This is a genomic window from Prosthecobacter sp. (assembly GCF_046154365.1).
Taxonomy (GTDB): domain Bacteria; phylum Verrucomicrobiota; class Verrucomicrobiia; order Verrucomicrobiales; family Verrucomicrobiaceae; genus Prosthecobacter.
The window spans coordinates 37,304-63,501 of the sequence record NZ_JBJXFV010000156.1 but is presented as its reverse complement, the minus strand read 5'-3'; the positions used below and the strand labels follow the sequence as shown (position 1 = coordinate 63,501).

The 26,198-nt window shown below is 60.6% G+C and carries 20 protein-coding genes and 1 riboswitch; of the genes, 7 read left to right on the top strand and 13 right to left on the bottom strand.

Annotated elements, in window-relative coordinates:
* Nucleotides 1-6: 6 nt before the first annotated feature.
* Complete coding sequence (locus ACKVY0_RS19705) at nt 7-1,857, bottom strand: DUF1592 domain-containing protein (RefSeq protein ID WP_409216552.1); 1,851 nt, start codon at nt 1,855-1,857, stop codon at nt 7-9.
* Between the two features lie 174 nt (nt 1,858-2,031).
* Between ACKVY0_RS19705 and ACKVY0_RS19700 the strand changes: the two genes are divergently transcribed.
* The 6 genes from ACKVY0_RS19700 to ACKVY0_RS19675 all read left to right on the top strand — a co-directional run bounded on the left by ACKVY0_RS19700 (nt 2,032) and on the right by ACKVY0_RS19675 (nt 11,909).
* A complete protein-coding gene (locus ACKVY0_RS19700) occupies nt 2,032-3,513 on the top strand; it encodes a tannase/feruloyl esterase family alpha/beta hydrolase (RefSeq protein WP_409216551.1) in 1,482 nt (493 codons plus the stop codon).
* 72 nt (nt 3,514-3,585) lie between these two features.
* On the top strand, nt 3,586-3,972 hold the full coding sequence (locus tag ACKVY0_RS19695; RefSeq protein ID WP_409216550.1) for a DUF433 domain-containing protein: 387 nt from the start codon (nt 3,586-3,588) through the stop codon (nt 3,970-3,972).
* A 6-nt stretch (nt 3,973-3,978) separates the two neighbouring features.
* A complete protein-coding gene (locus ACKVY0_RS19690) occupies nt 3,979-4,326 on the top strand; it encodes a DUF5615 family PIN-like protein (RefSeq protein WP_409216549.1) in 348 nt (115 codons plus the stop codon).
* Nucleotides 4,327-4,478: 152 nt separating this feature from the next.
* The gene (locus tag ACKVY0_RS19685) at nt 4,479-7,121 is read left to right on the top strand and encodes an ATP-dependent RNA helicase (protein WP_409216548.1); all 2,643 of its coding nucleotides are present in this window, start codon (nt 4,479-4,481) and stop codon (nt 7,119-7,121) included.
* Between the two features lie 278 nt (nt 7,122-7,399).
* Nucleotides 7,400-10,444: a PSD1 and planctomycete cytochrome C domain-containing protein gene (locus ACKVY0_RS19680; protein WP_409216547.1), complete on the top strand. Its 3,045-nt coding sequence runs from the start codon at nt 7,400-7,402 to the stop codon at nt 10,442-10,444.
* A 19-nt stretch (nt 10,445-10,463) separates the two neighbouring features.
* Nucleotides 10,464-11,909 carry a DUF1501 domain-containing protein gene (locus tag ACKVY0_RS19675; protein WP_409216546.1) on the top strand — a complete coding sequence of 482 codons (1,446 nt, stop codon included), beginning with the start codon at nt 10,464-10,466 and terminating at the stop codon, nt 11,907-11,909.
* 147 nt (nt 11,910-12,056) lie between these two features.
* Here the strand turns inward: ACKVY0_RS19675 and ACKVY0_RS19670 are convergent, their stop codons facing one another.
* From ACKVY0_RS19670 to thiC, 3 genes are read right to left on the bottom strand one after another with little or no spacing between them, the layout of a single operon-like run.
* Nucleotides 12,057-14,870, bottom strand: a complete 2,814-nt coding sequence (locus ACKVY0_RS19670; protein ID WP_409216545.1) for a DEAD/DEAH box helicase — start codon at nt 14,868-14,870, stop codon at nt 12,057-12,059.
* A 52-nt stretch (nt 14,871-14,922) separates the two neighbouring features.
* Nucleotides 14,923-15,531, bottom strand: a complete 609-nt coding sequence (locus tag ACKVY0_RS19665; RefSeq protein WP_409216544.1) for a four helix bundle suffix domain-containing protein — start codon at nt 15,529-15,531, stop codon at nt 14,923-14,925.
* Between the two features lie 42 nt (nt 15,532-15,573).
* Complete coding sequence (thiC, locus tag ACKVY0_RS19660; RefSeq protein ID WP_409216543.1) at nt 15,574-17,541, bottom strand: phosphomethylpyrimidine synthase ThiC; 1,968 nt, start codon at nt 17,539-17,541, stop codon at nt 15,574-15,576.
* A 73-nt stretch (nt 17,542-17,614) separates the two neighbouring features.
* Nucleotides 17,615-17,723, bottom strand: a riboswitch (TPP riboswitch).
* Nucleotides 17,724-17,866: 143 nt separating this feature from the next.
* Here thiC and ACKVY0_RS19655 point away from each other — a divergent pair.
* Complete coding sequence (locus ACKVY0_RS19655; RefSeq protein ID WP_409216542.1) at nt 17,867-19,231, top strand: vanadium-dependent haloperoxidase; 1,365 nt, start codon at nt 17,867-17,869, stop codon at nt 19,229-19,231.
* Between the two features lie 73 nt (nt 19,232-19,304).
* Here the strand turns inward: ACKVY0_RS19655 and ACKVY0_RS19650 are convergent, their stop codons facing one another.
* The 9 genes from ACKVY0_RS19650 to ACKVY0_RS19610 form a co-directional block, all read right to left on the bottom strand.
* The gene (locus ACKVY0_RS19650; RefSeq protein ID WP_409216541.1) at nt 19,305-19,949 is read right to left on the bottom strand and encodes a hypothetical protein; all 645 of its coding nucleotides are present in this window, start codon (nt 19,947-19,949) and stop codon (nt 19,305-19,307) included.
* 2 nt (nt 19,950-19,951) lie between these two features.
* On the bottom strand, nt 19,952-20,533 hold the full coding sequence (locus ACKVY0_RS19645) for a hypothetical protein (protein WP_409216540.1): 582 nt from the start codon (nt 20,531-20,533) through the stop codon (nt 19,952-19,954).
* The gene (locus ACKVY0_RS19640) at nt 20,530-21,747 is read right to left on the bottom strand and encodes a hypothetical protein (protein WP_409216539.1); all 1,218 of its coding nucleotides are present in this window, start codon (nt 21,745-21,747) and stop codon (nt 20,530-20,532) included. Before ACKVY0_RS19640 ends, ACKVY0_RS19645 begins: the two co-directional genes overlap by 4 nt.
* Entirely contained in the window at nt 21,731-22,669 is a 939-nt protein-coding gene (locus ACKVY0_RS19635; protein ID WP_409216538.1) for a general secretion pathway protein GspK, read from the bottom strand. Before ACKVY0_RS19635 ends, ACKVY0_RS19640 begins: the two co-directional genes overlap by 17 nt.
* Nucleotides 22,670-22,681: 12 nt before the next feature.
* Nucleotides 22,682-23,359, bottom strand: a complete 678-nt coding sequence (locus ACKVY0_RS19630; RefSeq protein ID WP_409216537.1) for a type II secretion system protein — start codon at nt 23,357-23,359, stop codon at nt 22,682-22,684.
* On the bottom strand, nt 23,331-23,837 hold the full coding sequence (locus tag ACKVY0_RS19625; protein ID WP_409216536.1) for a type II secretion system protein J: 507 nt from the start codon (nt 23,835-23,837) through the stop codon (nt 23,331-23,333). The genes ACKVY0_RS19630 and ACKVY0_RS19625 overlap by 29 nt, the downstream gene beginning before the upstream one ends.
* A 23-nt stretch (nt 23,838-23,860) precedes the next feature.
* On the bottom strand, nt 23,861-24,343 hold the full coding sequence (locus ACKVY0_RS19620) for a Tfp pilus assembly protein FimT/FimU (RefSeq protein ID WP_409216535.1): 483 nt from the start codon (nt 24,341-24,343) through the stop codon (nt 23,861-23,863).
* 75 nt (nt 24,344-24,418) lie between these two features.
* Nucleotides 24,419-24,856, bottom strand: coding sequence for a type II secretion system major pseudopilin GspG (gene gspG, locus ACKVY0_RS19615; RefSeq protein WP_409216534.1), 438 nt, complete (start codon nt 24,854-24,856; stop codon nt 24,419-24,421).
* A gap of 9 nt (nt 24,857-24,865) precedes the next feature.
* Nucleotides 24,866-26,104, bottom strand: a complete 1,239-nt coding sequence (locus ACKVY0_RS19610) for a type II secretion system F family protein (RefSeq protein WP_409216533.1) — start codon at nt 26,102-26,104, stop codon at nt 24,866-24,868.
* Nucleotides 26,105-26,198 lie beyond the last annotated feature (94 nt).

Genomic DNA, 26,198 nt, shown 5'->3' with positions numbered 1-26,198 from the left:
GACGTGTTATTGGATCCGATATTGCGTGAAGGGATAACTGGTAATGATCTCGGCGATGAGCGTCTGCATACGATAACCGTCCTTGGCGATGGTTTCCATCAGGCGATCCACCACGATTTCGTCGTAACCTTCCAGCTTGCGGCACAGAGCGTAGGCTAGAAGCTTCTCAGTCAAATTACGCGCCAGATCATCCTTTCGTGCGGCGATAATGGTTTTCAGTTCTTTGGGCGAGGAGAAGCGCTTCCCGCCAGGCAGTTCGCCAGCGGCGTCGATCTTCCCGCCGGTATCGTCCTGATCGCGCCAGCGACCGATGGCGTCGAAGTTCTCCAGGCCAAAGCCGATGGGGTCGAGGATCTTGTGGCAATTGTTGCACACGGCGTTGGTGCGATGCAATTCGGTGCGCTGACGCAGGGTGAGGTTCGCTACTTTTTTCTGATTCTGCTTCTCCAACGTGGGGACGTTCGGTGGCGCAGGCGGGACGTGTTCGCCGAGCACTTGTTCGAGCACCCACACGCCGCGTTTGACCGCGCTGGTGCGATTGGGGAACGAAGTGGTCGCTAGAATGCCGGGCATGCCGAGGATGCCGCCGCGATTCGCATCGGTGAGCTTCACTTTGCGCATCGCTGGGCCGGTGACGGATTTTTCTAGGCCATAAAGCGTGGCGAGGGTGCCATTGAGGAAGGTGTAGTCACTTTCCACGAAACTGACGACGCTGCGGTTCTCGCGCACGATGCTGTCAAAAAACAGTCGCGCCTCGTCATACATCGCCGAGCGCATCGCGTCGGTCATCTGGGGGAATTTGGCGGTGTCGAAGGTCTTGCTCTTCATCTCTCCAAGTCCAAGCCACTGAGCGCCAAAGCCATCGAACAAAGCCCGCGAGCGCGCATCGGCGAGCAGACGCTTCACCTGCGCTTTCAGCACCACAGGCTCGTGCAGTTTGCCTTCATCCGCGAGCGCTGACAGCTCCGCATCGGGCATAGTGGCCCACAGCAGATACGACAGGCGGCTGGCGAGCTGATAATCATCGAGCGGCACGATCTTCTGGCCCACTGCGGCCTCTTTCGCCGGAGTGATGAAGAGGAACTGCGGCGACACGAGCACCGCCTTGAGCATCAGGCGCAGTGAGGCAGTGTGATCGAGCTTGTTCTTGCGACCGAGATCGAAGACACCGAGGAGCGTGTCCACCTCCGTATCCGAAGGCGGACGGCGATAGGCAGTGCGGGCGAGTGAACGGGCGATTTGCCGCACATCGACTCCTGAACTCAGGCCGCTTTCCCAAAGACGTCGTTCCACCTCGGCGGGCATCTTGCGGAGCACCTCATTGGCGATGCTGAGATACTGCTCCGACTGCAACGGCGACAGCGAGTTCATGTAGCCCTCGCCAGCCACCTCGTCGGGCAACTCAGCGGTCACCGCCGGGTCAACGCCAAGAAAATCGTGCAGTGTGTTACCATACTCCACCTTCGTGAGGCGGCGGATGACGAAGGGCCCGGGATCACGCGCGCTGAGGTATTTCAGCTTGGCGATCGTGTCCAGAAAGCCCTGGCGCTCGGCATCCGTCGGTTGCTTGTCCTCATCCTCCGGCGGCATGTCGTGCGCGTTAACATTGGCCAAGGCCTGCGTCCATTTCTGGCTGAAAGCCGAGTCGCCGGGTTTCTTCACCGCCACTTCAAAGTTGATCGCGCTCTTCGACTTCCGGTTGCCGTGACACTCGACGCAGTAGTTCTTCACGAAAGGCTCGACGTGCTGCTTGAAAGCCTTTTTCGCATCCGCCAACTGCGCAGCGGCTTCTTTATCCTCGTCCGTCTCCGCCAAACACGGCAAGGCCGAAGCCAGTGAGAGGCTCAGCAAAGTCATGGCGATCCCACCACGGCGGGAAATTCGGGAATTGGGAGATTGGCGCTTCAAAAAGAGGCCTTCTATGACGCGTGATTTGTCGTGGCTCTATCGGCTTTGAATCCCCACTGCGGCGGTTGGCCTTGCTGTTCATCATTGTGTTGATCGACTCCTCCCCTGAACTTGCCCACTCCCATGACCCAAAAATTCACATCCCTCGCCATTATTGCGCTGCTCAGTTGTTTCTCAGCCTTCGGCGAGCCGCCGAACGCCGCCGATGCCAAACTGGCAACTCTCCGCGCACTGAAGATCGACGCAGGCACCATCACCACCGTGGAGCGCGATGCATCCGCGACGAAGACCATCGTCAAGCTGGTGCTGAATCCCGCGAAAGGCTCGAACATCAACGTCGAAGTCTGGCTACCTGATGCGGAGAAGTGGAACGCCCGCTTTCTCGGCCTCGGCAATGGTGGTGCGGCGGGTCGCATCAATTCCGGCAGCCTCGCGGCATCAAGCGCGGCGGGTTACGCCGTGGCGACGACGGACATGGGCACGGCACCGAACTCGGACTCCGGCATCGGCAATGAGGAAGTGTGGAAGGACTTCGGCTATCGCGCCACGCATCTCATGACCGTCGTGGGCAAGCAGATCGTGAAGGCGCACTATGGCAAGGACCCGGAGCTGTCGTATTTCAGCGGCGGCTCAACGGGCGGCCAGCAGGCCTTGCAGGAGGCGCAGCGTTATCCCGAGGATTACGATGGCATCGCCGCTGCCGTGGCCGCGCATTGTCGCACGCCGTTGCATGCTTACTTCCTGTGGAACGATCAGATTTTGAAGAAGTGCCCCTTCACCAAATCGCAAGATGCCAGCGTCATCGCCGCCGCGAATGAATTCATGGCCTCGCGCGAAATCCCCATCGCCGCAGGCGAGTTCGTCGCCGATCCGCGCTGCACCGCGCAGGACATCGAAGCAGTCATCGCACTGGCGCGGAAGAAGGACGCCACGCTCACTGACGAACACGCCGCAGCCTTGCGAAAGCTCTTCGACGGCCCACGCCATGCCGTGACTGGCGAACGCATCTTTAACGGCATCCCGCTCGGCAGCTCCATCGAGGCCTCGCACGGGCACCTGTATCTTTTCCAATGGGTCTTCGGCAAAGACAAGAAGATGGAGGGCCTCAACTTCGGCGCGGACATCGACACCTACACCGCCAAGCTCGCGCCCTATCTCAACGCCGAGAACCCCGACCTCAGCGCCTTCGCCAAGCGCGGCGGCAAGCTCATCATGACACTCGGCACCGCCGATTCCGTCGTGCCCTACCACGCCTCCATCGACTACTACGAACGCGTCATCGAGCGCCTCGGCGGACTCGACCAAGCCCAGTCCTTCTTCCGCTTCTACGTCGTCCCCGGCCTCGCCCACGGCGGCGGCCCCGGCATCAATCAACCGCCGAACCTCCTTGATGCCGTACGAGCCTGGCGCGAGACCGGCACCGCGCCCGTCGCCTTGCAGGGCCGCCACGCCGAGAACGGCAAGACCTCGTGGGAGATGCCGATCTATCCGTATCCGACGCAGACAGGATGGAATGCGGCCACGAAAAGCCACGAGCCTGTGCATGGCAAACGCGGTGGCGTGGAGAGGATTGCCGAGCGCTTCCGTCCGGCTGCGGTGGAGTGAAACGGAATCCATCGCCCCTCACCTGCTTAGCGTCGGCTTTACGTTTTCCCAAACCTGTCCTAGACTCGCACCATGAACACCCTTGAAACCGACATTGAGATCAGTGCCAACGGCAGTGTGCGATTGCTGTCGCCCCTGCCAGCGTGGTTACGGCCTGGGCGGAGTCATGTGCTGCTGGTGATGGCGGACAGCGGCTCTGCTAGTCGTGCAGGCTATGTTCAAGAGGCAGCTCAGGGAATCGAGAAGACGGAGAACATCTGCGGCGGTGATGCCTGCATCGCCAGCACCCGCATTCCGGTCTGGACGTTGGAGCAATCGCGACGGCTCGGCTCCACCGAAGCAGAACTGCTTGATGCTTATCCGAGCCTCAAGCGCCATGATTTGGCCGCAGCATGGGCCTATGTTGCAGGCAACAAGCCTGAGGTCGAGAACGCAATCCGCGAAAACGAGGAAGCCTGATCCGCCATGCCAGCCCGTCTTTACTCCAACGAGAACTTCGACCGTCGCGTCGTCGTGGCGCTGCGTGAGCTGGGCCACGATGTGCTCACCTCTGCGGAAGCTGGCCGTGCCAATCAGAGAATCCCGGACGAGGAAGTGCTGGAGTTTGCGAAGAACGATGGACGCGCGGTGCTGACCTTCAATCGCCTGCATTTCCTACGCCTGCACCGGGACACAAACGCCGAACACCAAGGCATCATCGTCTGCTCCACGGATCACGACACCGCAGCCCTGGCACAAAGGATAGACGAGACCATTCGTAATGCAGGCGCTCTGAACGGGCAGCTCCTGCGGGTGAATCGGCCTGCGAAGTGACTGTGCTTTGAGGGAACTCGCCCTTCCTCGCGTCGGCAGGTCCCTCACATCATACCTATGCACATTCATGAGCCGACGATTGAGCCCATTGTGGTAGGTCAGCTTCGCGTTGGCATTCCCCACCCGAAGGCCTAGCCTCCGTGCCCCACTACATGCCTGCCTCCACCGCGCTTCCCATCTGGAAAATCCACGCTGACATCCTGCGCACGTTGCGGGGCGGCAATCGCTTGGTGCTCGTAGCTCCGACGGGATCGGGGAAGACCACGCAGGTGCCGCAGATGCTTCTGGATGCGGGGATCGCGGGTGAAAAGATGATCGTGGTGCTGCAACCTCGACGCGTCGCGGCTCGCACGGTGGCCACGCGGGTGGCTTGGGAGCGTGAGAGTCGGCTCGGGGCGGAGGTCGGCTATCAGATTCGCTTTGATGACCACACGAGCGTTGGCACTCGCATCTGTTTTGTCACGGAGGGCATTCTGCTGCGGTGGCTTCAGGATGATCGCTCGCTGTCGAAGATCGGCGCGGTGGTGTTTGATGAGTTTCACGAGCGGAACTTGCTCAGCGATGTCGCGCTGGCGTTGGTGAAGCATTTGCAGCAGACCCAGCGGCCGGATTTGGCGATGGTGGTGATGTCGGCGACCCTCGATGCGGAGCCGGTGGCGGCGTATTTGGATCAATGCCCGATTCTTATCTCCGAAGGGCAAAGTTATCCGGTGGAGGTGGGCTATCTCTCGATGCCTGACCAGCGTCCGATCACCGTGCAGGCGGCGGAAGCGGTCGAGCGCATCCTGCAAGACGAAGACCCCGGCGATATCCTCGTCTTCATGCCCGGCCGTGGCGAGATCCAGGGCACGCTCGATGCTCTGCGTGGCCTGAGAACGCGGGAACGCGTGGCCTGCATCCCTTTGCATGGCGAACTCGAACCGCAGGAGCAGGACCGCGCTTTTGCGCCGAACGCGCTGCGCAAAGTGATCGTCGCCACCAACGTCGCGGAGACCAGCATCACGATTGACGGCATTCGGCATGTCGTGGACAGCGGCGTGGCCCGCGTGGCGCGTTACGATGCCGAGCGCGGCATCGGCACGCTTTTGCTGGAGCCCATCAGCCGCGCCAGTGCGGATCAGCGCAAAGGCCGCGCGGGACGCACCGCGCCGGGCACTTGTCATCGCTTGTGGACCGTGATCGGCCACAAAGACCGCGAGGAGCGCAACACGCCGGAGATTCAGCGCAGCGACCTTGCGGAGGTCGTGCTGCTGCTGCACTCGCTCGGCATTCGCGAGGCGGCCACGTTTGACTGGCTGGACAAACCCGATCCGCAGGCCGTCGAGCGCGCCGAGCGCCTGCTCACGATGCTCGGGGCCTTGCTGGATGCGGACCTCACGCTCATCGGTCGCCAAATGCTGCGCCTGCCCATGCACCCGCGCTACTCGCGCATGTTGATCGAGGCCAGCCAGCGCGGCTGCGTGCCCGATGCCGCCTTGTGTGCCGCTTTGGTGAGTGGTCGCGATTTGCTCGCGCGACTGGATCGCGATGATGCGCAAACCAAAGCCGCCCGCGAGATGTTCGAGGACAGCGCGGACTCCGACTTCATCACGCTGATGCGAGCCTACGACTTCGCCAAAGCGAACGGCTTCAGCTTTGATCGCTGCCGCAGTTACGGCATCAACGCGCAAGTCGCACGACAGGTGGAGCAGACGTTTCAGCAAATCCTGCACGCCGCCCACCAGCAGCGCCTTTACGACCGCGATGCCGCACCCGCTAAGGAGGCGCTGAATCAAACCTTCACCGCAGAGAATGGACGGACGCAGAGGACTGACTCAGATGGCATTCCTCTGCGACCGTCCCATCTCTGCGGTGCAAATCAGGGTTCCGCTAAACCGAGCGATGCCCTGCTGCGCTGCCTCATGGCCGGTTTCGTCGATCAACTCGCCAAACGTCGCACTCCCGGCAAGCCTGAGTGCGATCTCACCGATCAACGCCAAGGCCAGCTCGTGCGCGAAAGCGTGGTGATCGACGCCGCCTATTTCGTCGCCGCCAATCTGCGCGAAACACCCTCGCGCCAGACCCTGCTGAGCCTCGCCACCTCTGTGCAGCCTGCGTGGATCGCCGAGATGTTCCCGCAGCATCTCAGCACCACCATCGAGCACCTCTTCGATGCCCAAAACAAGCGCGTCGCCGCCATGCGACTCGTGCGCTACCGCGATCTCGTCATCGAGCAAAAAGCCCAGCAGCGCGACCTCGATCCCGTCGCCAGCGGCCGCTGCCTCGCCGAAGCGCACCACGCCGGAGCCTTCGATCTGCCGCTCATGGATCACCGACTGAAGCAATTCATCGCCCGCGTGAACCTCGTCCACGCCACGCTGCCCGAGCTGGAGTTCACCCCCTTCGACGAAGCCGCCCTCACCGCCAGCCTCGCCCGTGCCTTCAAGGGGCTCTCCCTCGCCAAAGAAGCCCAAGCCGCGCCCCTCATCTCCTCTTTCCATCAGCATTTGGATAATGGCCAAGTCAGTTGGCTCGATGAGTTAGCGCCCCTCTCGATCCCCTGGCCCAGCGGCGGCACCGTCAAAGTCAGCTACGTCAATGACACCCCCGAAGCCCAAGTGAAGCTCCAGGAATGCTTCGACCTCACTGCACACCCGACGCTCTGCGAAGGCCGCCTCCCGGTGCAACTCCTGCTCTGCACGCCCGATGGCAAACGATTGGCCACAACGACTGATTGGCCGACCTTCCTGACCCGCGAGTGGCCGAAACATCGGCAGGCAGTGGCGAAGAAGTTTCCGAGCGTGATGTGGCGCTGATCATGATTCCTGATTGATGGTAAAAAATGAGGGGTAAAAGATGCCGGAGTTCGATGGCTTTATCTTTTACCCACCATCTTTTACCAGCCATTTCAGGATCGCCTTCGACTGGGATGAGTGAACCATCCAGCAACCCATCACTGCCCCGCTGCTCGTCTCGCTGTTCAGAGGCAAGCATTCTGGTGAGATGACTTGTTCGAAGCCTGGCAGATGAATAATTCTTTCCTGGAACTGCGTTGCTTCTTTTCAATGTGCATCTCCACGATGCACGCTTGCTCATGAAACTCGTCACAATCCTTGGTATCACCCTACTGATCGCATCACCGATGGTTGCGGCTGATTTTTCCTTTAATCGCGACATCAGGCCCATCCTCGCTGAGAACTGCTTTTACTGTCACGGGCAGGACCCGAATAAACGTAAAGGCGGCCTGCGACTTGATGTGCGTGAGGAGACAGTGAAGCCCATGGAGTCGGGAGAAGCCGCCATTGTTCCCGGTGATGCAGCCAGGAGCGCGCTGGTCAGTCGCATTTTCGCCAGTGACCCCGATGAACAGATGCCACCATCAAAGTCAAACCGGATGCTGACGCAGCAGCAAAAGGACAACCTGAAGCGATGGATCTCCGAAGGTGCGAAATACGAGGCGCACTGGGCCTTCACAGCACCAGTTAAGGCGACTCTGCCGGTGGTGAAAAAGACCGGCTGGACGCGTCGTGACCTCGATCGTTTCGTGCTGGCGAAGCTGGAGGCCAACGGCTTGCAGCCTGCGCCCGAGGCCGAGCGCGAGGTGCTGCTTCGTCGTCTGTCGCTCGATCTCATCGGTCTGCCGCCCACACCTGCGGAGGTGGATGCATTTGTCGCCGATACCGCGCCGGATGCCTATGAGAAGGTCGTCGAGCGTCTGCTGCAGTCCCAGCACTATGGCGAGAGAATGGTGCTGCCCTGGCTGGATGCGGCGCGGTATGCGGACAGCAACGGCTTTCAGCAGGATGGCGACACCTTCCAATGGGTGTGGCGCGACTGGGTGGTGCGGGCACTGAATGCGGACATGCCGTTTGACCAGTTTTCCATCGAACAGCTCGCGGGTGATCTGCTGCCAAAGCCAACGACCGATCAGCTGGTTGCGACCGCATTTAACCGTAATCATCTGCTCAACGGAGAAGGCGGTGCGATTGCCGAGGAGCAACGTTTCAACATTCTCTTCGACCGCGTGGACACAACCGCGACCACCTGGCTAGGGCTGACGATAGCGTGCGCACAATGCCACGATCACAAATACGACCCGCTGACCCAGCGCGACTACTATGGGCTGCTGGCCATGTTCAATAATGTGCCGGAACGGGGAGTGCCCGGCGGCAGCGGACAATACCGCGTGGCTGAACCTTCGATACCGGTTGGCTCTGAGGAGAAACTGGCGAGGCTTAAAGAATTGGAGGCGGCAAATGCCAGTGCAAAAGCAGCAGAAAATGAAGTGTCGAATTCCAAGGAAACGAAGGCCGCGTATGAGGCGACGGAGAAAAATTTAACTTCCCAGTCCGTCGTGGAATGGACCGCGCTTCGGCCATCCGCCGCGGTTTCCACCGGCGAATTGAAGCTGAACGTCCTCGACGACCTCTCGATTTTTGCCGAGGGCAAAGCACCTGACAAAGGCGACTACACCATCACGCTTCCGGCGAGCATCGCCGGCTTAACGGGATTTCGCATCGAGACCATACCGGACAGACGACTGCCGCAGAAAGGTGCGGGACATGGTGATAGCGGGAACGCCGTGCTCACAGGGTTGAAACTGAAGGTGGGTAATCGTGTGGTCCGCTTTACAGCAGCAGCGGCGACCTATTCGCAGGCGGGGTTTTCGCCTGCGGGCGTGATCGACGATGACAGCAATACAGGGTGGGCATTCTACCCCGAGACGAACAAGCCTTACGTGCTGACGGTGCAGACGGCAGAGCCTGTGACTGCCAGTGCGGGCGAGGAGATGGTGCTGACGTTTGAGTTTCAGTCAGCGAACAAGCAGCATTTGCTGGGAAGATTTCGCATCTCGGGCACATCAGCCACATTGCCTGCCACGCGCACTGCTCTGCCGGATGATATCTCCGCGATCCTGAAAAAGGGTGAGCGCACGAAGGAGGATGCCGCAAAGCTGCGGGACTACGTGACAAAAAACTCCGCGCCTCTTGCCGTGACCAGAACGCGTGATGCCGCGAAGGCTGCGGAAAAAGCGCTGAATGATTTCCGCACGACTTTGCCGAGGGTGATGATCATGTCGGACAGTCAGCCGCGGCAGACTAAACTTCTGAGCCGTGGGGATTATTTGAATCCCACGGTGGACGTCACTGCGAATTCTCCAGCCTTTCTGCCACGTCTGCCTGAAGGTTCGCCCAACAACCGCCTCGGTTTTGCAAAGTGGCTCTTCCAGCCGGCACACCCGCTGACAGCACGGGTGCAGGTGAATCGTCTCTGGCAGCATTTCTTCGGAACCGGCATCGTGAAGACTGTCGAGGATCTCGGCGTGCAGAGCGAGGTGCCCGTTCATCAGGAACTGCTCGACTGGCTCGCCGTTGAGTTTCGTGAACAGGGTTGGAGCCAGAAGCACATGGTGCGGCTCATCGTGAACAGTGCGACGTATCGGCAGAGCAGCCGCGTCTCACGCGAGGCTCTGCAGCGCGATCCAGAGAACCGTCTCATGTCTCGTGGCGCACGATTCCGCGCACCTGCGATGATTCTGCGTGATGTCGCGCTTGCGGCGAGCGGCATGCTTGAAACGCGGGTCGGAGGACCGCCCGTATATCCTTATCAACCGGATGCCATCTGGGAATCCCTCGCCATCACCAAGGAGCGCGACTTCACTTATCCCGCTTCCTCCGGCAGGGATCTCTACCGCCGCAGTCTCTACACCTTCTGGCGGCGCACCGTCGGACCTGCAAACATGTTCGACGCATCCAACCGCCAGGTTTGCAAAGTGCGGCAGAACATCACCAACACACCGCTGCATGCTCTCACCACGCTGAATGATCCGACGTGGGCCGAAGCCGCGCGCGTGCTCGCTGCCCGCAGCATGGAAAGCGCAACCGAGACGGAAGCCAGACTCACCTTCGCCCTGCGCTCCGTGCTCGGACGAAAGCCCACCGCGCGCGATTTGTCCGCACTGAGCAAGGCTTTCGACCGGCAGCTCGCCATCTACAAAGATGATCCAAAAGCCGCCGCGGAGGTCGTCGCCATCGGCACGGCACCGAAGAACGAAAAGCTTGATACCGCCGAGCACGCCGCTTTGACCGCTGTGTGCCTTGCCATTTTCAATCTCGATGAAGCACTCACTCGCGAATAACCGAAAACTCCATCACCTCATGTTCCAGGAACTTCTCTCCAACCAGCAGCGGGTCACCCGCCGTCAGCTCTTTGGCACGACTGCACAAGGCATCGGCGGCATCGCGCTGGCATCGCTGCTCGGCCGCTATTCAGCCAATGCCGGGCAGCTGGGCTTGCCAAATCTTCCTCATTTTGCTCCGAAGGCCAAACGCGTCGTCTGCCTCTGGCAGGGTGGAGGGCCGTCGCATGTCGATTTGTTCGACCCCAAGCCAACGCTCGTCAAGATGGCTGGCCAGGACATTCCTGACAGCGTGCGCGGCACCACAAAGCTCTCCACCATGTCATCGGGCTACAAAAAGTGGCCCATCACACCGGCGATCAAACCCTTCAAGCACTACGGCCAATGCGGCACCGAGTTCAGCGAGATGCTGCCAAACATCGGTGCCCTGGCCGATGACATTTGCCTGGTGCGGTCGATGCACACCGAAGCGGTCAACCATGCTCCAGGTGTCACGTTCTTCATGACCGGGTCGCAAGTCCCTGGACGTCCCAGCATGGGTGCCTGGCTCAGTTACGGTCTCGGCAGTGATACCGAGGAACTACCTGCCTTTGTTGCCATGACTTCGTCAGACAAGAGCAAGACCTGCGGCCAGTTGTTCTACGACTACTACTGGGGCAGCGGCTTTCTTCCCAGTCGCTATCAAGGCGTGCGCTTCCGCAATGTCGGTGATCCCGTGCCCTACCTGCAGAACCCGGCGGGCATGAGCCGCGATCAGCGCCGCACACTGCTGGATGACATCAGGGCGATGAACGAAGCCCACCTCAGTGACTATGGCGACCCGGAGATCGACACGCGCATTGCCCAATACGAAATGTCCTACAAGATGCAGGCCAGCGTGCCCGACCTGCTCGACTTCTCAAAGGAGCCGAAGCATGTCATCGAGCGCTACGGCCCCGATGCGCTGGTGAAGGGAACCTTTGCCAACAACTGTCTCATCGCGCGCCGCCTCCTCGAGCGCGGTGTCCGCTTTGTGCAGTGCATGCATGCCGGCTGGGATCAGCATGGCAATCTTTTCACCCAACTGGCCGAACAGTGCCGGGATACCGACGCACCGAGCGCCGCACTCATGCTGGATCTCAAGGAACGCGGTTTGCTTGACGACACGCTGGTCGTCTGGGGTGGTGAATTTGGGCGCACGCCCTTCGGCCAGGGTGACTCCGCGAAGCCTGCTGGCCGCGACCACTTTGGCCGTGCCTACTCCATGTTTCTCGCCGGCGGCGGCGTCAAGGGGGGCACCGTGCTTGGGGCGACCGACGACTTTGCCTGGAACATCGTGAGCGATCCTGTCCACATCCACGACATGCAGGCCACCATCATGCACCTCTGCGGTATCAATCACGAAGCGCTCACCTTCCGTTATCAGGGCCGCCAGTTCCGCCTTACAGATGTGCATGGGCAGGTGGTAAAAGGCATTCTCGCGTGAGCCTAGAATGGCCGAAGCATCGGCAGACGGTGGCGAAGAAGTTCCCGAGCGTGATGTGGCGGTGACCTCCTTGGTTTTCGAGGACTGGTTGATGGTAAAAGATGACAGATGTCAGAAGTCTTATTTTTCAGCAAGCGTGACGCCTATTCACCTCTCAATAAGCACACGCTCGCATTCGGCGATGAGCAGGGTTTGCCGCGTGGGATCGGTATCGCTGGCAGCGCAGCGTAGGGCTTCGCGAACGGGGGCGGACCAGAGTTCGATCCAGGGGCGGAGGACGAGGTCTTGGCTTGTGGTTGGCAGGGCGGTTCGTTGCTTTACGCTGAGGATTTCACAGGCGTGGGTGAGGGCTTCGGACAAGGGCGTGCAGGCGTCATCGCGGAGGTCGGCGGCGATGAGGGCTTTGGCAACTTTGAGACGGTGAGCCAGCTTGGGCGCGATGTCGGCGAGGCGTTGCTTTTCTTCTTCGGTTAACGCGATGGCTGTCGGCGCGGCGGGTGCGCTGCCATCCAGCGGACGGCTGGCGCGTTCGCTGCGCTGGATGAGACCGGCGGCTTGCATGGCTTCGAGCGCTGCGAGGGTGGCGCGGTCGAGCACGAGGAGGCGGGTGGGTTCATCACTGGGCTCGTCTTTGAAGAGTTGGTGATGGAGTTCATTGAGGCGGGGGCTCCAGGCTTCGGCATCGCGATCCACGATGATGGCGATGGTGCTGCCGAGGGCGTCTGTGGCGAAGCGCTCCTCGCAGGAGACGAGGTGCTGGCCGAGGAGCTGCTGGCATTGCTTGGCAAGGGCTTGCGGGCGGTCGGCGGGTGCTGGTGGTTTGACTGCGGCGAGCTTCTCCGGTGCGGGCGTGAGGATGACTTGCAGCCGGTTCATGAAGGACTGGCCGCCGCCTTTGAGATTGATGCGGTCGAGGTTGCCACGCAGGTCGAGCACGCCGTCGGAGAGTCCCTGCTTCATCGCCAGCGTGTCCAACATGCCGTGCTCGATGGAGTTCTCGGTGACGAGATTGATGACGGTGACGGCACGCTTCTGATGCTTGCGCCAGGCGCGGGCGATGCGCTGCTCGAGCTTGGCGGGATTCCATGGCAGGTCGCAATTGATGACGACGCTGGCGTTTTGCAGATTGAGTCCTGAGCCACCGCTTTCGGTGCAGAGCAGGATGCGGCAGGCCGGGTCTTGCTTGAAGGCCATGATCTCGACTCGGCGGCGCTTCTGGCTGACTTGGCCGGTGTGCAGGGCGTAGCCGATCTTCATTTCTTTGAGCAGTCCCTGCACGAGTTCCAACATGCGCACCCACTCGGAGAAGATGATGACTTTCACCTCCGGCTCGGTGAGGCAGTCCTCCAAAATGCTGCGCAGTTCATCGAGCTTCGGGCACTCGCGTGCTTCGTTGTCGAGGATGAAGACGGTGTCGCAAATCATCCGCATCTTCGCCAAGTTCATCATGAGGCGCTCGTGCTCCTCTTTACGGAGCGGGCGCTTCTTGGCGATATGCGCGAGCTGCGCGGCCTGATACTGCGGGTCTTCATAGGCGGCGGCCTGCTCTTCGCTCATGGGCACGAAGCGGTTCTCGTCGGTGCGCTCGGGGAGTTCGTCTTCGACATCGCTTTTGCGGCGACGCAGCATCAGCGGGCGCACGCGCTCGTGCAGTTCGCGCAGATTTTGATAAGCCTCGGGGCGGCCTTTGTCATCGAGGTCGTAGAACTCGCGATTGAAGCGGAAGAGCGAGCCGAAGACTTCGGGGTCGAGGAAATCGACGAGCGAATACAGCTCGTCGATGCGGTTTTCCAGCGGAGTGCCGGTGAGCACGAAGGCGAAGGGGCTGCGCAGCATTTTGATGGAGCGCGCGGTGTTCGATGCCCAGTTCTTGATGCGCTGCGCTTCGTCGAGCACCACGATGTCGGGCGCGAGGCGTTCATTGATGTCGAGCACATCGCTGCGCACCTGCTCGTAGTTCATGAGGGTGAACATGGGTGCGTCCTTCGTGTAGTGCTTCGCGCGTTCGCGGCGGCCGCCATAGACGATCTGGTAATCGAGCGTGGTGAACTTGCGGATCTGTTCCTCCCATTCGCTTTTCAACGATGCGGGTGAGATGACGAGCACGCGCTTGGCCTTGCCGAGCCGGTGCAGCAGCGCACAGGCGGCGATGGCCTGGATGGTTTTACCAAGGCCCATTTCATCAGCCAACATGGCGCGACCGGTGAAGGCGAGGTGCAACATGCCGTCACGCTGATAGGGATACAAAGGCATCAGCGTGACCTGTGCAGGAGCATCGCCACTGACGACGGATTGCTCGTAATCGCGCCGCAGGGTGATGCGCTCATCGGCGTGGCGACGCCGCTCAAGCCAATGCGGAATGAGATGCGAGACACGCAACGCAGCGCCGCTGAGCGGAGCGAGGATGTCGTATGCGTCCTCGACGGTCACGTCTGCGGACAACACGCCGTCTTTGGTGAAAAGGAGTTTTGCTTTTGCTGGCAGACGCTTGCGCTCACCGCCCACCATGAGTGTGGGCGAGCTGCGATGTCGCATGATCTCGGCACGCGGTGATCCCTGCTCCACGGCGGCCTGCCAGCCTTTGCCCAAGCGCTTCTGTAACTGCCAAAGCACGGCCTCGACATGCTTGCAGGTGCCCAGCGCATTGATGCGGAAGTCCATGCACGAACAAGCGAAGTGACGCTGCGCCACATCATGAATCTGCACGGTGTAAGGCTGTCCGCTGGCCGATGAGACGCGGAAGTCTGAGAACAAAGGATACTCAGGTGCGAGGTTCGTCACCTGCATCGCCTCTTCGCGAGCACGCAGGCGACGACGGTTGATTTCGTCTTCGTCCGTGGTGCGCCAGTCGCCATCGGCGGGGAGCTTGATGTCATCGGCAGCGCCGGGCCTCCTGGCCTTCTTTTTGTTGGGCACAGGAGAAGGCTTCTTATGGATGAGCTTGTCGAGTTTGCTGGGCATGGCTTGAGATGACGAGGGGTGGTGGGCCGGGGTAGAATAGGTCTTATAGGACCTATCGCTTGCTAGGTGGGGGCTTCGGGGGCTGTGACTGTTGCTTTTTCCGGTAGTCGAGGCGGGCCTTGGTCATTTGCTCGCGGATGCCGCCTTTTTTGACGAAGTCCTTCTCCAACCTGCGGCGTTGCTGATCGAGGAGGTAGTTGGCTTGGTGGATGAGGCAGATGGCGATGTTGGCGAGGACTTCGGGCGGGCGGGTGTCCATGAACTGGCGATAGGTCTCGTATGACTCATCTGGGGTGCGACCGAGTTTGCGGACGTAGAGGGCTTCTTTGCTGTTCTTGTCCCAGAGGGCGTGGTCGCGGACGCGGAGGTAGTCCTGGTAGTCGAGGAGGAGTTCCTCCAGGCTGGCGCGGGCGACATTGACGAGCTTGAGCTCCATCTCGGCGGAGGTGATGGAGGCTTTGCAGCCTTCACCGATGTTTTGTTTCCCGGAGCGGGCGGACTGCACCATTTGGTCGATGGTGCGGTCGCCTTTCTTGAGGAAGCGCTCGCAGAAGCGGAAGGTGAAGTCGTAGATGATCTCTGACTTCCTGTAACTGAGGAGTTCTTGGTAGTTGCCGCCCTGGGGGAGAAAGCCTTCTGGTTCTGGGGCGTCAGGAGGCATGGCGGGAGCTTCTTTGAATAGGACTTATAGGGCCTATATGACCTATTTTGCTGAGGTATAGACCTCTGCGCCAGATTCAACGAACTCCTTCGACTTCTCTTCCATCCCACGCTGGAGCGCTTCTTCCTCCGAGATGGCCTGTTCGGCGGCATACTTCCGCACGTCTTCGGTGATCTTCATGGAGCAGAAGTGGGGGCCGCACATGGAGCAGAAGTGGGCGGATTTGGCTCCGTCCTGGGGGAGGGTTTCGTCGTGGTATTCGCGGGCGGTGACGGGGTCGAGGGAGAGATTGAACTGGTCTTCCCAGCGGAACTCGAAGCGGGCTTTGGAGAGGGCGTTGTCGCGGTATTGGGCGCCCGGGTGGCCTTTGGCGAGGTCGGCGGCGTGGGCGGCGAGTTTGTAGGTGATGACGCCGACTTTAACGTCGTCCTTGTTGGGGAGGCCGAGGTGTTCTTTGGGCGTGACGTAGCAGAGCATGGCGCAGCCATACCAGCCGATCATGGCGGCGCCGATGCCGCTGGTGATGTGGTCGTAGCCCGGGGCGATGTCGGTGGTGAGGGGGCCGAGGGTGTAGAAGGGGGCCTCGTGGCACCATTCGAGCTGCTTGGCCATGTTTTCCTCGATCATGTGCATGGGGACGTGGCCGGGGCCTTCGTTCATGACCTGGACGCCTTTGGCCCAGGCGCGTTTGGTGAGTTCGCCCTGCACTTCGAGTTCGCCGAACTGGGCTTTGTCATTGGCGTCGGCGATGGAGCCGGGGCGGAGGCCGTCGCCGATGGAGAAGCTGACGTCGTAGGCGGCCATGATGTCGCAGATGTCGTCCCAGTGGGTGTAGAGGAAGTTTTCCTTGTGGTGGGAGAGGCACCATTTGGCCATGATGCTGCCGCCGCGGCTGACGATGCCGGTCATGCGGGAGGCGGTCATGGGGACGAAGCGGAGGAGGACGCCGGCGTGGATGGTGAAGTAATCGACGCCTTGCTCGGCCTGCTCGATGAGGGTGTCGCGGAAGAGTTCCCAGGTGAGGTCCTCGGCCTTGCCGTTCACTTTTTCGAGCGCCTGATAAATAGGCACGGTGCCGATGGGCACGGGCGAGTTGCGCAGGATCCATTCACGGGTGGCGTGGATGTTCTTGCCGGTGGAGAGGTCCATGACGGTGTCCGCGCCCCACTTGGTGGCCCAGCGCATTTTTTCGACCTCTTCCTCGATACTGGAGGCGACGGCGCTGTTGCCGATGTTGGCGTTGATTTTGACGAGGAAGTTGCGGCCGATGATCATCGGCTCGCACTCGGGGTGGTTGATGTTCGCGGGGATGATGGCGCGGCCGGCGGCGACTTCGCTGCGAACGAACTCGGGGGTGATTTCGTTCGGGATGCGCTGGGGGAAGCGCTTGAAGATGCCTGGGGTGTAGTCGGTCTGGACCTGGGAGGAGCCGACGTGCTGCTTGTCGAGGTCGTTGCGGACGATGTCGTTGGTGAAGTCGGCGATTTGAGCACGCTTCATGTTCTCGCGGATGGCGATGAACTCCATCTCAGGGGTGATGATGCCGGCTTTGGCATACCAAAGCTGGGTCACGGGATGGCCAGTGGCCTTGAGCGGGCGGCGGCGTTCGCCATTGAGGCCGGGGAATTCGACGAGGCGGTTGCGCTCGGCGGTGCTGGCAAATTCGGCGTGCTTGCCGCTGAGGTAGCCGTTGTCCTGCGGTTTCACTTCGCGGCCATCATAGGCGGCGACGTCGTTGCGGGCGGCGATCCAAGGTTCGCGCAGGGCTGGCAGGCCCTCGGAGGAGTCGCCTTTGAATGTGGGATCGCCCCAGGGGCCGGCACAGTCATAGACGCGGACAGGTTCATTGACCTCAATGCGGCCATTGAAGGACTTGGTGGGCGAAAGCTTGATCTCACGCATCGGCACGCGGATTTCAGGATGGATGATGCCAGGGAGGTACACGCGGGAGGAGGCGGGCAGTTGCTCGGAGGAATGGGGTTCGAAGGAGGTCTTGGGGTCGGCGATCATTGGAGAGGTTGATGGTTGAAAGTTGATGGTTGATAGATCCAGAAAAAATTGAGCGTCGTGGCCCAAGACTGAGATGATCCTCCGAGCGAACTCCCTTCGGCGGCATGACCCGCATCAGGTTCGGAGGGTTCTTTCCCTGCGGAAAGTCTCAGTCCCTGCGCGGGACGCCCCTGTCGTAACGAGGCGGAGTGTCCGGCTGCAATGGCGAAGGTCAAAGGCAATTTCCTGGGCCAGGGGAGCTGCGGGGGAAAAGCTAAAGATAAAGGAAGGGGAAATAAATTGCTGAGTTATGGAATTTATAATACAGTTCGACTCTCTCTTCGCGATGTCCCCCTTTCGCCGCCATTTTTTACGCCTGCTGGCAAGCTCCGTTCTGGTGCTGACTTCGGTCACGCCGGTGCGTGCCGACCTTGTCACGGACTGGAATGCGCTGGCGCTTTCCACGATGAGCACGAGCACCGAGGCTCCGGTGATGGCGCGTGATCTGGCGCTTCTGCACACATCGATCTACAATGCGGCGGAAAGCATTCGCGGCGGCTATCAGACCTACGGATTCGGCAGTTACAGTGCGCCAAGCGGCGGCACGTTGGGTGCCTCCTACGAGGCGGCGATGGCTGCAGCGGCCAACACGGTGCTGCAGAGCCTTTATTCTGGATCAAGCGCGGCCTTCACCACGCTTTACAACACGCAGCTTGGCGCGATTGCCGGCGGACAGGCGAAAGACGACGGTATCGCCTGGGGGATCAGCATCGCGAATGACATGCTGACCTGGCGCTCGACGGATGGAGCGTCATCGGCGGCCAGCACGCCCTACTCGCCAGTGGGAACCGTCGGTTATTGGGCCCAAACTTCCGCTGCCGGGGCCTTGCTGCCAGGCTGGGGCACGGTGGGAACCTTTGCGATTCCAGGAACGGGTGCCTACATGAGTTCGTTGCCGGGTGGTTCCATCGCGTCGTATTTGCTGACGGGCCAGTACGCCACCGACTACAATCAGGTAAAGGATATCGGTTCTTCCTTCAGCCTCACGCGCACCTCCGACCAGACCAACCAGGCCTACTTCTGGGCGGCAGGCGATGGCACGGTGAAAACGACTGGCATGTGGAATGAGGTGGCGCAAACCGCCGCCACCAGCGCCGGACTCGTCGTCACTGACACGGCACGTTTGTTTGCTGCGGTGAATGTGGCGATGGCGGACGCAGGCATCACCGCGATGGCCACCAGCTATGACACGCAGTTCTGGCGCCCCGAAACGGCCATCGCGAACGGCGATGCCGATGGCAATGCCAGCACCGATGTGGATGCGGCCTGGGCACCGTTGATCAATTCCCCCTCGTTTCCCGAATACGTGGCGCTCGGCGGCACGCTCAGCGAGGCCGCCGCCGCAGTGCTCGCCTCCTATCTCGGTGACAACGTCGCCTTCAGCCTCGGCAGCGACATCAATGGCGACGGCAGCACCGATCTCATCCGCAACTTCACCAGTTTCAGCCAGGCGGCGGACGAAGCGGCGCTCAGCGGCATCTATGGCGGTTATCAGTTCGGCACTTCGACCACGGACGGGCAGGCGATCGGCGCGAACGTGGCAAGTTTCGTCGTGGGCAACAACTTCGCACTCGTGCCCGAACCTTCCGGCGCGCTGCTGGTGCTATTGGGCACCGGCATGTTTCTGTTCGGCGCACGCAGACGTCGCTAGATCGCATTCAGCGCAGGCTCAAGCAGCTTTCATGCAAAGCCTCCACGACAAGCGTGAAACAAGTCGTGCTGCCTCACGGCGGCGGTAGCGGCACGTCGTTCACTTGCGCAGCAGGTGGAGCCGGTGCGGCAGGTGGTGGCAGGATGGGATTGTTCGGCAGCACGGCAGGTGCGGGCGCGGGAGCTGCATGCAGCGAGCGGAGTGGCCGCTGCATGCCCTGATTGAAAGCTGGGGCGGCCATGCCGGGGGCCTGCGTGGGAAGTCCGGCACGCTGGATCTCTTCTGGGGGTGCACTGGTGGCGAGATCGGCAAAGCTCACCCAGCCAGCTTGATCGCCCTTCTGCAATTGGATGCGCGTCTTGTCCACGCTGGCTCCGGGTGTGACCTGGCGAATCTTGACACCCATCTCATTCTCGGAGCCGATGCGTGCCTCCATCACCTGTGAGGTGGTACGATCCACCAGCACGGCGACCACGCCCCCGTCGATCTCATAGATGCCGGAGAGGCTGAGCGAATCGGCAAAGTTCGGACCGGCGGGCGCATCTGGCGATGGCAGATCCTTCGTGGTGAAGATGGAGCGCTCCCACAACGCGACGAAGTGCTCCAGCTTCGGAAATGATGCCGGCGGCTTGTCTTTCTTCACCTCCTGCGCATGCGCGAGAGTGGCGACTTTCATCGCCAGACTGAGCACTAAGAACTGAGCACTGAGCACTTTCATAGTTAATTCGCTTTGGTGACCTTGGGCACGGTTGTCTCGTGGTAAAACTGCGTGAACTCGACCTCACAGTTCACAGTCTTGTTGGTGCCACTGGGGTTGATGAGCAGTCGGCTGATGCCAAGGAAACTCTGCGGCTGCTGCAAGGCGTGCAGCCAAGTAAAGAAGGCCTTCTCCGACACGCCCGCGAGCGTGATCTTCACGGCGGCGTGATCGAAGTAGCCGAGCGTGTCATCCACCGGCAGGCCGTCCGGACCGAGCACCTTTGCCTCCTCGATAAATTCTTTGCCACCGATGCTCAAACCCACTTTATCCGCCTCGGCGGTGATGGCTTCGAGCAGTTTGGCGGAAGCCTCCTGACGGCTGGTGAAGCCGGGCACTTTCTCCTCCAGCCAGCCATACTTGTCCGCCCAATCCGCGCCCTGCGAGATGGCGAGGTTCATTTCCGCGAGACGATCACGCAGCGATTCATTCTCCTCGCGGATGGCCATGTAGTTCTTGAACGCGAACATCAGCCCGCCGCCGCCGATGATGGCGAGGAACAGGAAGGCGAAGACGCCAAGCAGCACTTTTTCGCTCTTCTTCATTCGCCGCGGGCTCCTTTCATTTCAAAGGTGGCGCTGTTGTCGCTGGCGATGACCGGCGCGGGGATTTCCCAGCCGAAAGCACTGAGCGCCTCGATCTCGGAGGCCTCCTTGGTGTATTGCAGCGCGAGCGAGGCATTCGGCATGCGTCCGCGGATGCTGATGCGGTCCGGCGTCCATTCCCAATGCGTGATGCTGACTTCCTTCGATGACTCTGGCTCCATGCAGTGCAGCAGCATCTGCTGCGGCCAGGTGGAAGGATCAACCGCAGGCGCGGCCTCCTGCCAGGCCTTCCTGTGATCCATGACGCGTGAGGACCGTGGTGTGAGTTCGGCGACTTTTTCCCGCAGTATGTTGCGCTCCTGCAAGGCGAGCGAAGTCAGCGTGGCAACAAGGGCGATCGCGGCGGCGATCAACGCACCGACGGTGAGCGCCATCAAGCGTGTCTTTGCCCGGCTCGACTGGCTTTGACGCGCGGCAATGACATCCTGCGGCATGAGCAGGCTGGAGCCGCGCGTCGGCATCGTTGGCGCGGGCATGTCGCAGCGGTAGGCGGTCAAACCGGTGATGCGCTGGATCTGAGCAATGTCGCCCTCATCAATCCACAGCACGATGCTTTCAAGACGACCGAGCACGCCCTGAAAACCAAGTTGCAGGGAGATGTTGTTCAGTTCAGCGAGCGCATTGCCATCCAGACGATTTGCCGACAACGGCGTGCAGTAGATCAACTGCGCACCGCTGGTGATGGCGACGACGAGACGATCCAGCTCACGGAAGATCGTGACGCTGTTCTGCACGAGCGGATAACACAGCGCATGCAGCGTGACCTCATCTGGCAGTCGCGTCGAATCACGCAGCGGCACGGGTTGATCTTTGAGCGCAAGGATGCGGGTGAGATACGCGCCTTCCTTGCCCTGGAGGTTCCGCACCTGCACACTGGCCTCATCGTCCTCGGATTTGACGCCCAGACGCTCCAGATGCAGCAGCGCCATGCTGCGAAGATGCTCCGGCTGGCCTTTGAGCCAGGCGGGCAGCGCCCAGAAATGCGTGGCTGGCAGCGCCAGCACGCGACGCTGCGCTTCTTTGCCAAAAACGCCGCCCTCGGCGGTCTGTTCGCCATTGAGCTGACATGACGCGCCCTCCGCACCCATCCAGCTTTGCCAGACGTGCGTCGAAGGGAGCAGTAGCTCGCAGGAGGGTTTACGTGTCTTTGCCATGAGCAGGAATTTCGCCGCGCCAGACGGCCTGGCCGCCTTGCGTGATGAGGATGAGCTTGCGTTGCAGCGGACCGAGCGAGCCGATGCTCTCGATGCGTCGGATCGGCCCGGCGAATTGAATCCATTGCGTCAGTTGCGCGACGATCTGCGGATGAAACACACCCAGCATCTGCGCCACCTGCGGCACGCTGCCGAGGCGCTGATCATCCTGCGTGCGCAAAGCGCCATCGCGTCCGGCGCGGAAGGTCAGCAGCGGCTGCACACGCTCCATCGGCACATCGGCGAGCAGCGAGATCAATTCAGGCCGTGCATCGTTGACGTCCACACGCCCATCGCCGAAGACGGTGAACCACTCGCGCCAGTCGGGTCGCTCGGAGTTCACGATTTCCATGCCGCGTACATGCAGCATCTCTTCCACCTCTTTGAACGGACGGTTGAACGGCATGCCCTCGAATCCCATCTTCGCATACTCGCGCTTTTCAGCACCGTTGAGGCTGACATTTTCATCCGCATCAACCCAGTCCTTCAGTCCATCGCACAACGCGGCGACAAAATCCGGCTTGAAGCCCCAGCGGGTGAACAAACGGCGCAGCAGCACTTTGTCGCCGGTTTGCACGAGGTGATTGACGTTCAAACGGGCTTCTTCGGCCACGAGTGTGACGTTGTAGCCGCCGCCATCGTTCGAGGTGAAGTGCAGCAGCGGATCATCCTGCTGAATCGCCGGATGCCGGGCCACTTCGAGACCCATCTCGGCATAACGCTTCGCGAAGATGCGTCCGCGCATCATGCGGGTGAACTCCGTGTCGGCCTGCAAGGCCTTGGCACCCGCAAACATGACCATGCCCAGAATCGCAATCATCCAGAACACCGCGATGAGCGCGGAGCCGTGGTTGTTGAGAGTGCTGGAACGAAGGTGGATCACGAATGTGATGCGTTAGGGGTTGGGTGTCGGCGGTGGAGTTTGCGGTGCGGAAACTTGGGTGAGGTCATTCGCGATCCAGAACGTGTATTCGTGTTCGCGAGGATCGGCGGTGAAGGCGAACTTGAGCTTCATGAAGAGCGGCGGCTGCGGGCGCTTCTTGGGATCCCAGCTCGTGAACCACTTCTTTTCGACGGGTTCATAGAACTGCCACTGCATCTGCTTGAGACCTTCCAGGATCGGGAGTTCGGCGATGGTGGTGAACTCATCAGGCGTGCGGGCTTTCTCGGGATGCTTGAGGTGACGGACGACAAGACTGAGGTCTTTGGTGCCAGGATTGCGCACGATGCCGAACTCAACCGCGTCGGCGAGCTTCAGCGCACGATTCCAGACGAAGGGCATCTTGCCGCCGAGAATGAACAGGTTGCCGGATGAACCACGCGCAGCTTTTTCGACGCCCACGCTGAGCTGGATGCCGGGCGGCATGGTTTCGAGGTAATCACGCCATTGCGTGACGAAGTTGCTGATGCGCGTCTCCGCCACGCGGGCCGTGCTCATCGATTTGGAGATCTGAATGGCTCCATTGGCGATGCCATAGACGCCACCGAGAATCATGCCGATGAGGGCCATGGCCATGATGACTTCGAGCAGCGTGAACGCGGCCTTAGATCGGGCTATTGGGCGAATACACATAGGTTTCCATGCTGCGTTTCATGCGCCGCGTACGCCCGTCAGTGATCCATGCTTCGGCGCGGATGCGAAACATGTGGTCGAGCTCGACCTTGTCCTTGGTGATGAGTTTGACCTTCTCAATCGTGGCGCTGGCATCAATGCCGTCGGCGGTGGGGTTGAAGGTGACGCTGGTGGCTTTGAATTCAGGCTGGTGCGCAACTTCAGCGAGCACGGACTCCAGCACGCGCAGCACCTGCGCTTCACGGCGCGAGTCATTGGAGGTCTTGGCGATGCCCTCGATGGCCTGCGTCATGCCCACGGAAACGAGCGCAAACAGCGCAAGCGCGAGGATGACTTCGAGCAACGCAAAACCGCTGGAATGACGAACACGCGCCAGCGTCTTGGAGTGCTCCAGCCCTCTGGAGCTTTGCGCAGGCCGCAGGACGCTCGAAAGCGCCAGAGGACTGGCGCACTCCAGAACGCTGTCGCGAGGCGTCATGCTTAGTGCTGGAAGCAAGTGTTTCATCCTTTGACCTGAATGGATTTGCGTTTCGCGCACGCGGTGAGCGGATCGAAGCCGATCTCGATCTGGCCCGCCGTGCCGCTGAGACGGACTTCGATGGGCTCACAGATGCCGGTGGGACTAAATTCCCATGCCTCACCGCGTTTGGGTGCACGGAAGGCGTTTTCACCCACACGGCGCACTTGCAGCATGCCACTGAATTCCTCGCTGGCACCAAAAGCGCCCGCAGAAAGCTCCATGCGCACGGTTTGCTGGCTGTTGAGCGCCTGAAGCAGATTCTGACGCGCCGTGGTTTCGATAACAGCGGCAGCGCGACGCAGCTTGTCCTCATCCCGCACACCGGAAATGCTCATCGTGGCGATGCCGATGATGAGAATGCAGAGTGACATGGCGACGATGATTTCGAGCAACGTGAAGCCCGCTGCGCGGGAATGACGAATGGCGAATGACGAATGACGAACGCCATGCTGAGCAAACAGCATGGCAGGCGTGTGATTCGTGATGGCTCTAAAATTCGTCATTCTGATTTCGTCATTCGTCATTAACGGCGCAGCCGTTCAGATGTCCCAACTACCGATGTCGTCCGCATTACCCGCAACGCCGTCTGGACCGGCGGAATAGACATCGAAGCCAGTTTTGTCTTTGGAGCCGGGACGACGGTAGTTGTATGGGTTGCCCCAGGGATCGATGGGAAGCTTTTTGAGCTTGGGGCTCCAGCTCTGCGGCGCAGGGCGTCCCGTGGGCTTCTCCACGAGGGCCGAGAGGCCCTGTTCGCTGGTGGGCAGGAACATGTTGTCCACCTCGTAAGCACGAAGAGCCGAAATGATGCCGCTGATGTGACCTTTTGAGGTGGTTTTTTTGCCGCCTTCAAGAACGCCACCAAAATTGACGACCGCAGCGCCGACGAGCAGCGCGACGATGGCGAGCACAAGGATCATTTCGACGAGCGTGAAGCCCGAGGTCGAATGGCGATGTTGGATTTGCGTGTGTTTCATGGTGGTTTGCTATTTGTTGATGCTGGAAATGGTTTGGAAGATCGTGGTCATCATGAGGTAGGCCATGAGACCGACCATAGCGGCCATGAGGCAGACGATGAGGGGCTGGATGAGCGCGGCGAGCGTATCGATCTTCTTGCTCAACTCGCGGTCGAAGCGCTCAGCGGCGCGAGTGAGCGCGGCGGACATGTCGCCGGTCTGCTCGCCCACGTTGACCATGTCGATGAGCAGCGGTGGGAACTGCGCGCTGCGGTCAAGCGCACGAGAAAGCGCGACGCCTTCGCCGACATGACGCATGACGCTTTCGAATTCCTGGCGCAGATGGGGATTGTCGATGGCCTGATGCGTGAGCTGCATGGACTGCACCATCGTGAGGCCATTGCCGAGGAGATTGGCCATCGTTTCGAGGAATTGGACGTAGAAGCGGGCGCGGAAGATGTTGCCGAAGAGCGGAATGCGCAGTTTGAAGCGTGCCCACGGAATGGCGGACTCAGGGCGTGCGATCCAGGCCTTGCCGATGATGTAACTGGCGACGCCACCGAGAATGATCATCCACCAGGTGGCTTTAAAGGTGTCGCTGACCTTCAAAATGATCTGTGCGGCAAGCGGGAGTGATCCACCGGTCGAATCAAGCATCTCGGTGAGCTTCGGAATGAGATAAACGACGAATAGCAGTGTGACGGAGATCGCCGCGACAATGAGGAAGGCCGGATAGAGCAGCGCGGAGAGCACTTTTGACTTCAGCGCCTGCAAGGCGCGCATGTACTGCGCCTGACGCTTCAAGATGGTGCTGAGCGATCCGCTGGCCTCACCAGCGGAGACAAGAGCGCAGAAGAGTTTGCCAAAGCTGGGGCTGGTGGCGGCGACGGCTTTGGAAAATGCCATGCCATCACGCACTTTGCCACGCAGCACGGTGGCGAGTGTTTTGATGCCAGAGAGTTCACGACGGCGCTCCATCGTGGCGAGCGCAGGTTCAAGCTGAATGCCAGCACCAACGAGATCGGCGAGTTCTTCGATGAACAGCACGACCTGCGGGAGTTTGAGCTTGATGAGACCGGTGATGGTTTCGGTGGTCGTGACGACCTGTTTTGTTTTAGCGACCGACTTGGTTTCGCCAGCGGCTTCGAGCTTGATGGGCTGGATTTTCTTTTTGCCCAACAGCGCAAAGGCCTCGCTGCGATCCGACGCAGCGAGTTCGCCAGTGATGAGACCGGCGGGGCCATGAGCGCTGTAAACGAAGGTGGGCATGAGGAGAATGGGGAGAAGTGCTCAGTGCTCAGTGCTCAGTTTTGGCGAGAGGGCGCTGACTGAGAACTGAGCACTCGGCACTGAGCACTTTGTT

Coding starts and splice junctions, on each gene's coding strand:
- ACKVY0_RS19705 (WP_409216552.1), bottom strand. CDS start 1,857: ATGACTTTGCTGAGCCTCTCACTGGCTTCGGCCTTGCCGTGTTTGGCG.
- ACKVY0_RS19700 (WP_409216551.1), top strand. CDS start 2,032: ATGACCCAAAAATTCACATCCCTCGCCATTATTGCGCTGCTCAGTTGT.
- ACKVY0_RS19695 (WP_409216550.1), top strand. CDS start 3,586: ATGAACACCCTTGAAACCGACATTGAGATCAGTGCCAACGGCAGTGTG.
- ACKVY0_RS19690 (WP_409216549.1), top strand. CDS start 3,979: ATGCCAGCCCGTCTTTACTCCAACGAGAACTTCGACCGTCGCGTCGTC.
- ACKVY0_RS19685 (WP_409216548.1), top strand. CDS start 4,479: ATGCCTGCCTCCACCGCGCTTCCCATCTGGAAAATCCACGCTGACATC.
- ACKVY0_RS19680 (WP_409216547.1), top strand. CDS start 7,400: ATGAAACTCGTCACAATCCTTGGTATCACCCTACTGATCGCATCACCG.
- ACKVY0_RS19675 (WP_409216546.1), top strand. CDS start 10,464: ATGTTCCAGGAACTTCTCTCCAACCAGCAGCGGGTCACCCGCCGTCAG.
- ACKVY0_RS19670 (WP_409216545.1), bottom strand. CDS start 14,870: ATGCCCAGCAAACTCGACAAGCTCATCCATAAGAAGCCTTCTCCTGTG.
- ACKVY0_RS19665 (WP_409216544.1), bottom strand. CDS start 15,531: ATGCCTCCTGACGCCCCAGAACCAGAAGGCTTTCTCCCCCAGGGCGGC.
- thiC (WP_409216543.1), bottom strand. CDS start 17,541: ATGATCGCCGACCCCAAGACCTCCTTCGAACCCCATTCCTCCGAGCAA.
- ACKVY0_RS19655 (WP_409216542.1), top strand. CDS start 17,867: ATGTCCCCCTTTCGCCGCCATTTTTTACGCCTGCTGGCAAGCTCCGTT.
- ACKVY0_RS19650 (WP_409216541.1), bottom strand. CDS start 19,949: ATGAAAGTGCTCAGTGCTCAGTTCTTAGTGCTCAGTCTGGCGATGAAA.
- ACKVY0_RS19645 (WP_409216540.1), bottom strand. CDS start 20,533: ATGAAGAAGAGCGAAAAAGTGCTGCTTGGCGTCTTCGCCTTCCTGTTC.
- ACKVY0_RS19640 (WP_409216539.1), bottom strand. CDS start 21,747: ATGGCAAAGACACGTAAACCCTCCTGCGAGCTACTGCTCCCTTCGACG.
- ACKVY0_RS19630 (WP_409216537.1), bottom strand. CDS start 23,359: ATGTGTATTCGCCCAATAGCCCGATCTAAGGCCGCGTTCACGCTGCTC.
- ACKVY0_RS19625 (WP_409216536.1), bottom strand. CDS start 23,837: ATGACGCCTCGCGACAGCGTTCTGGAGTGCGCCAGTCCTCTGGCGCTT.
- ACKVY0_RS19620 (WP_409216535.1), bottom strand. CDS start 24,343: ATGCTGTTTGCTCAGCATGGCGTTCGTCATTCGTCATTCGCCATTCGT.
- gspG (WP_409216534.1), bottom strand. CDS start 24,856: ATGAAACACACGCAAATCCAACATCGCCATTCGACCTCGGGCTTCACG.
- ACKVY0_RS19610 (WP_409216533.1), bottom strand. CDS start 26,104: ATGCCCACCTTCGTTTACAGCGCTCATGGCCCCGCCGGTCTCATCACT.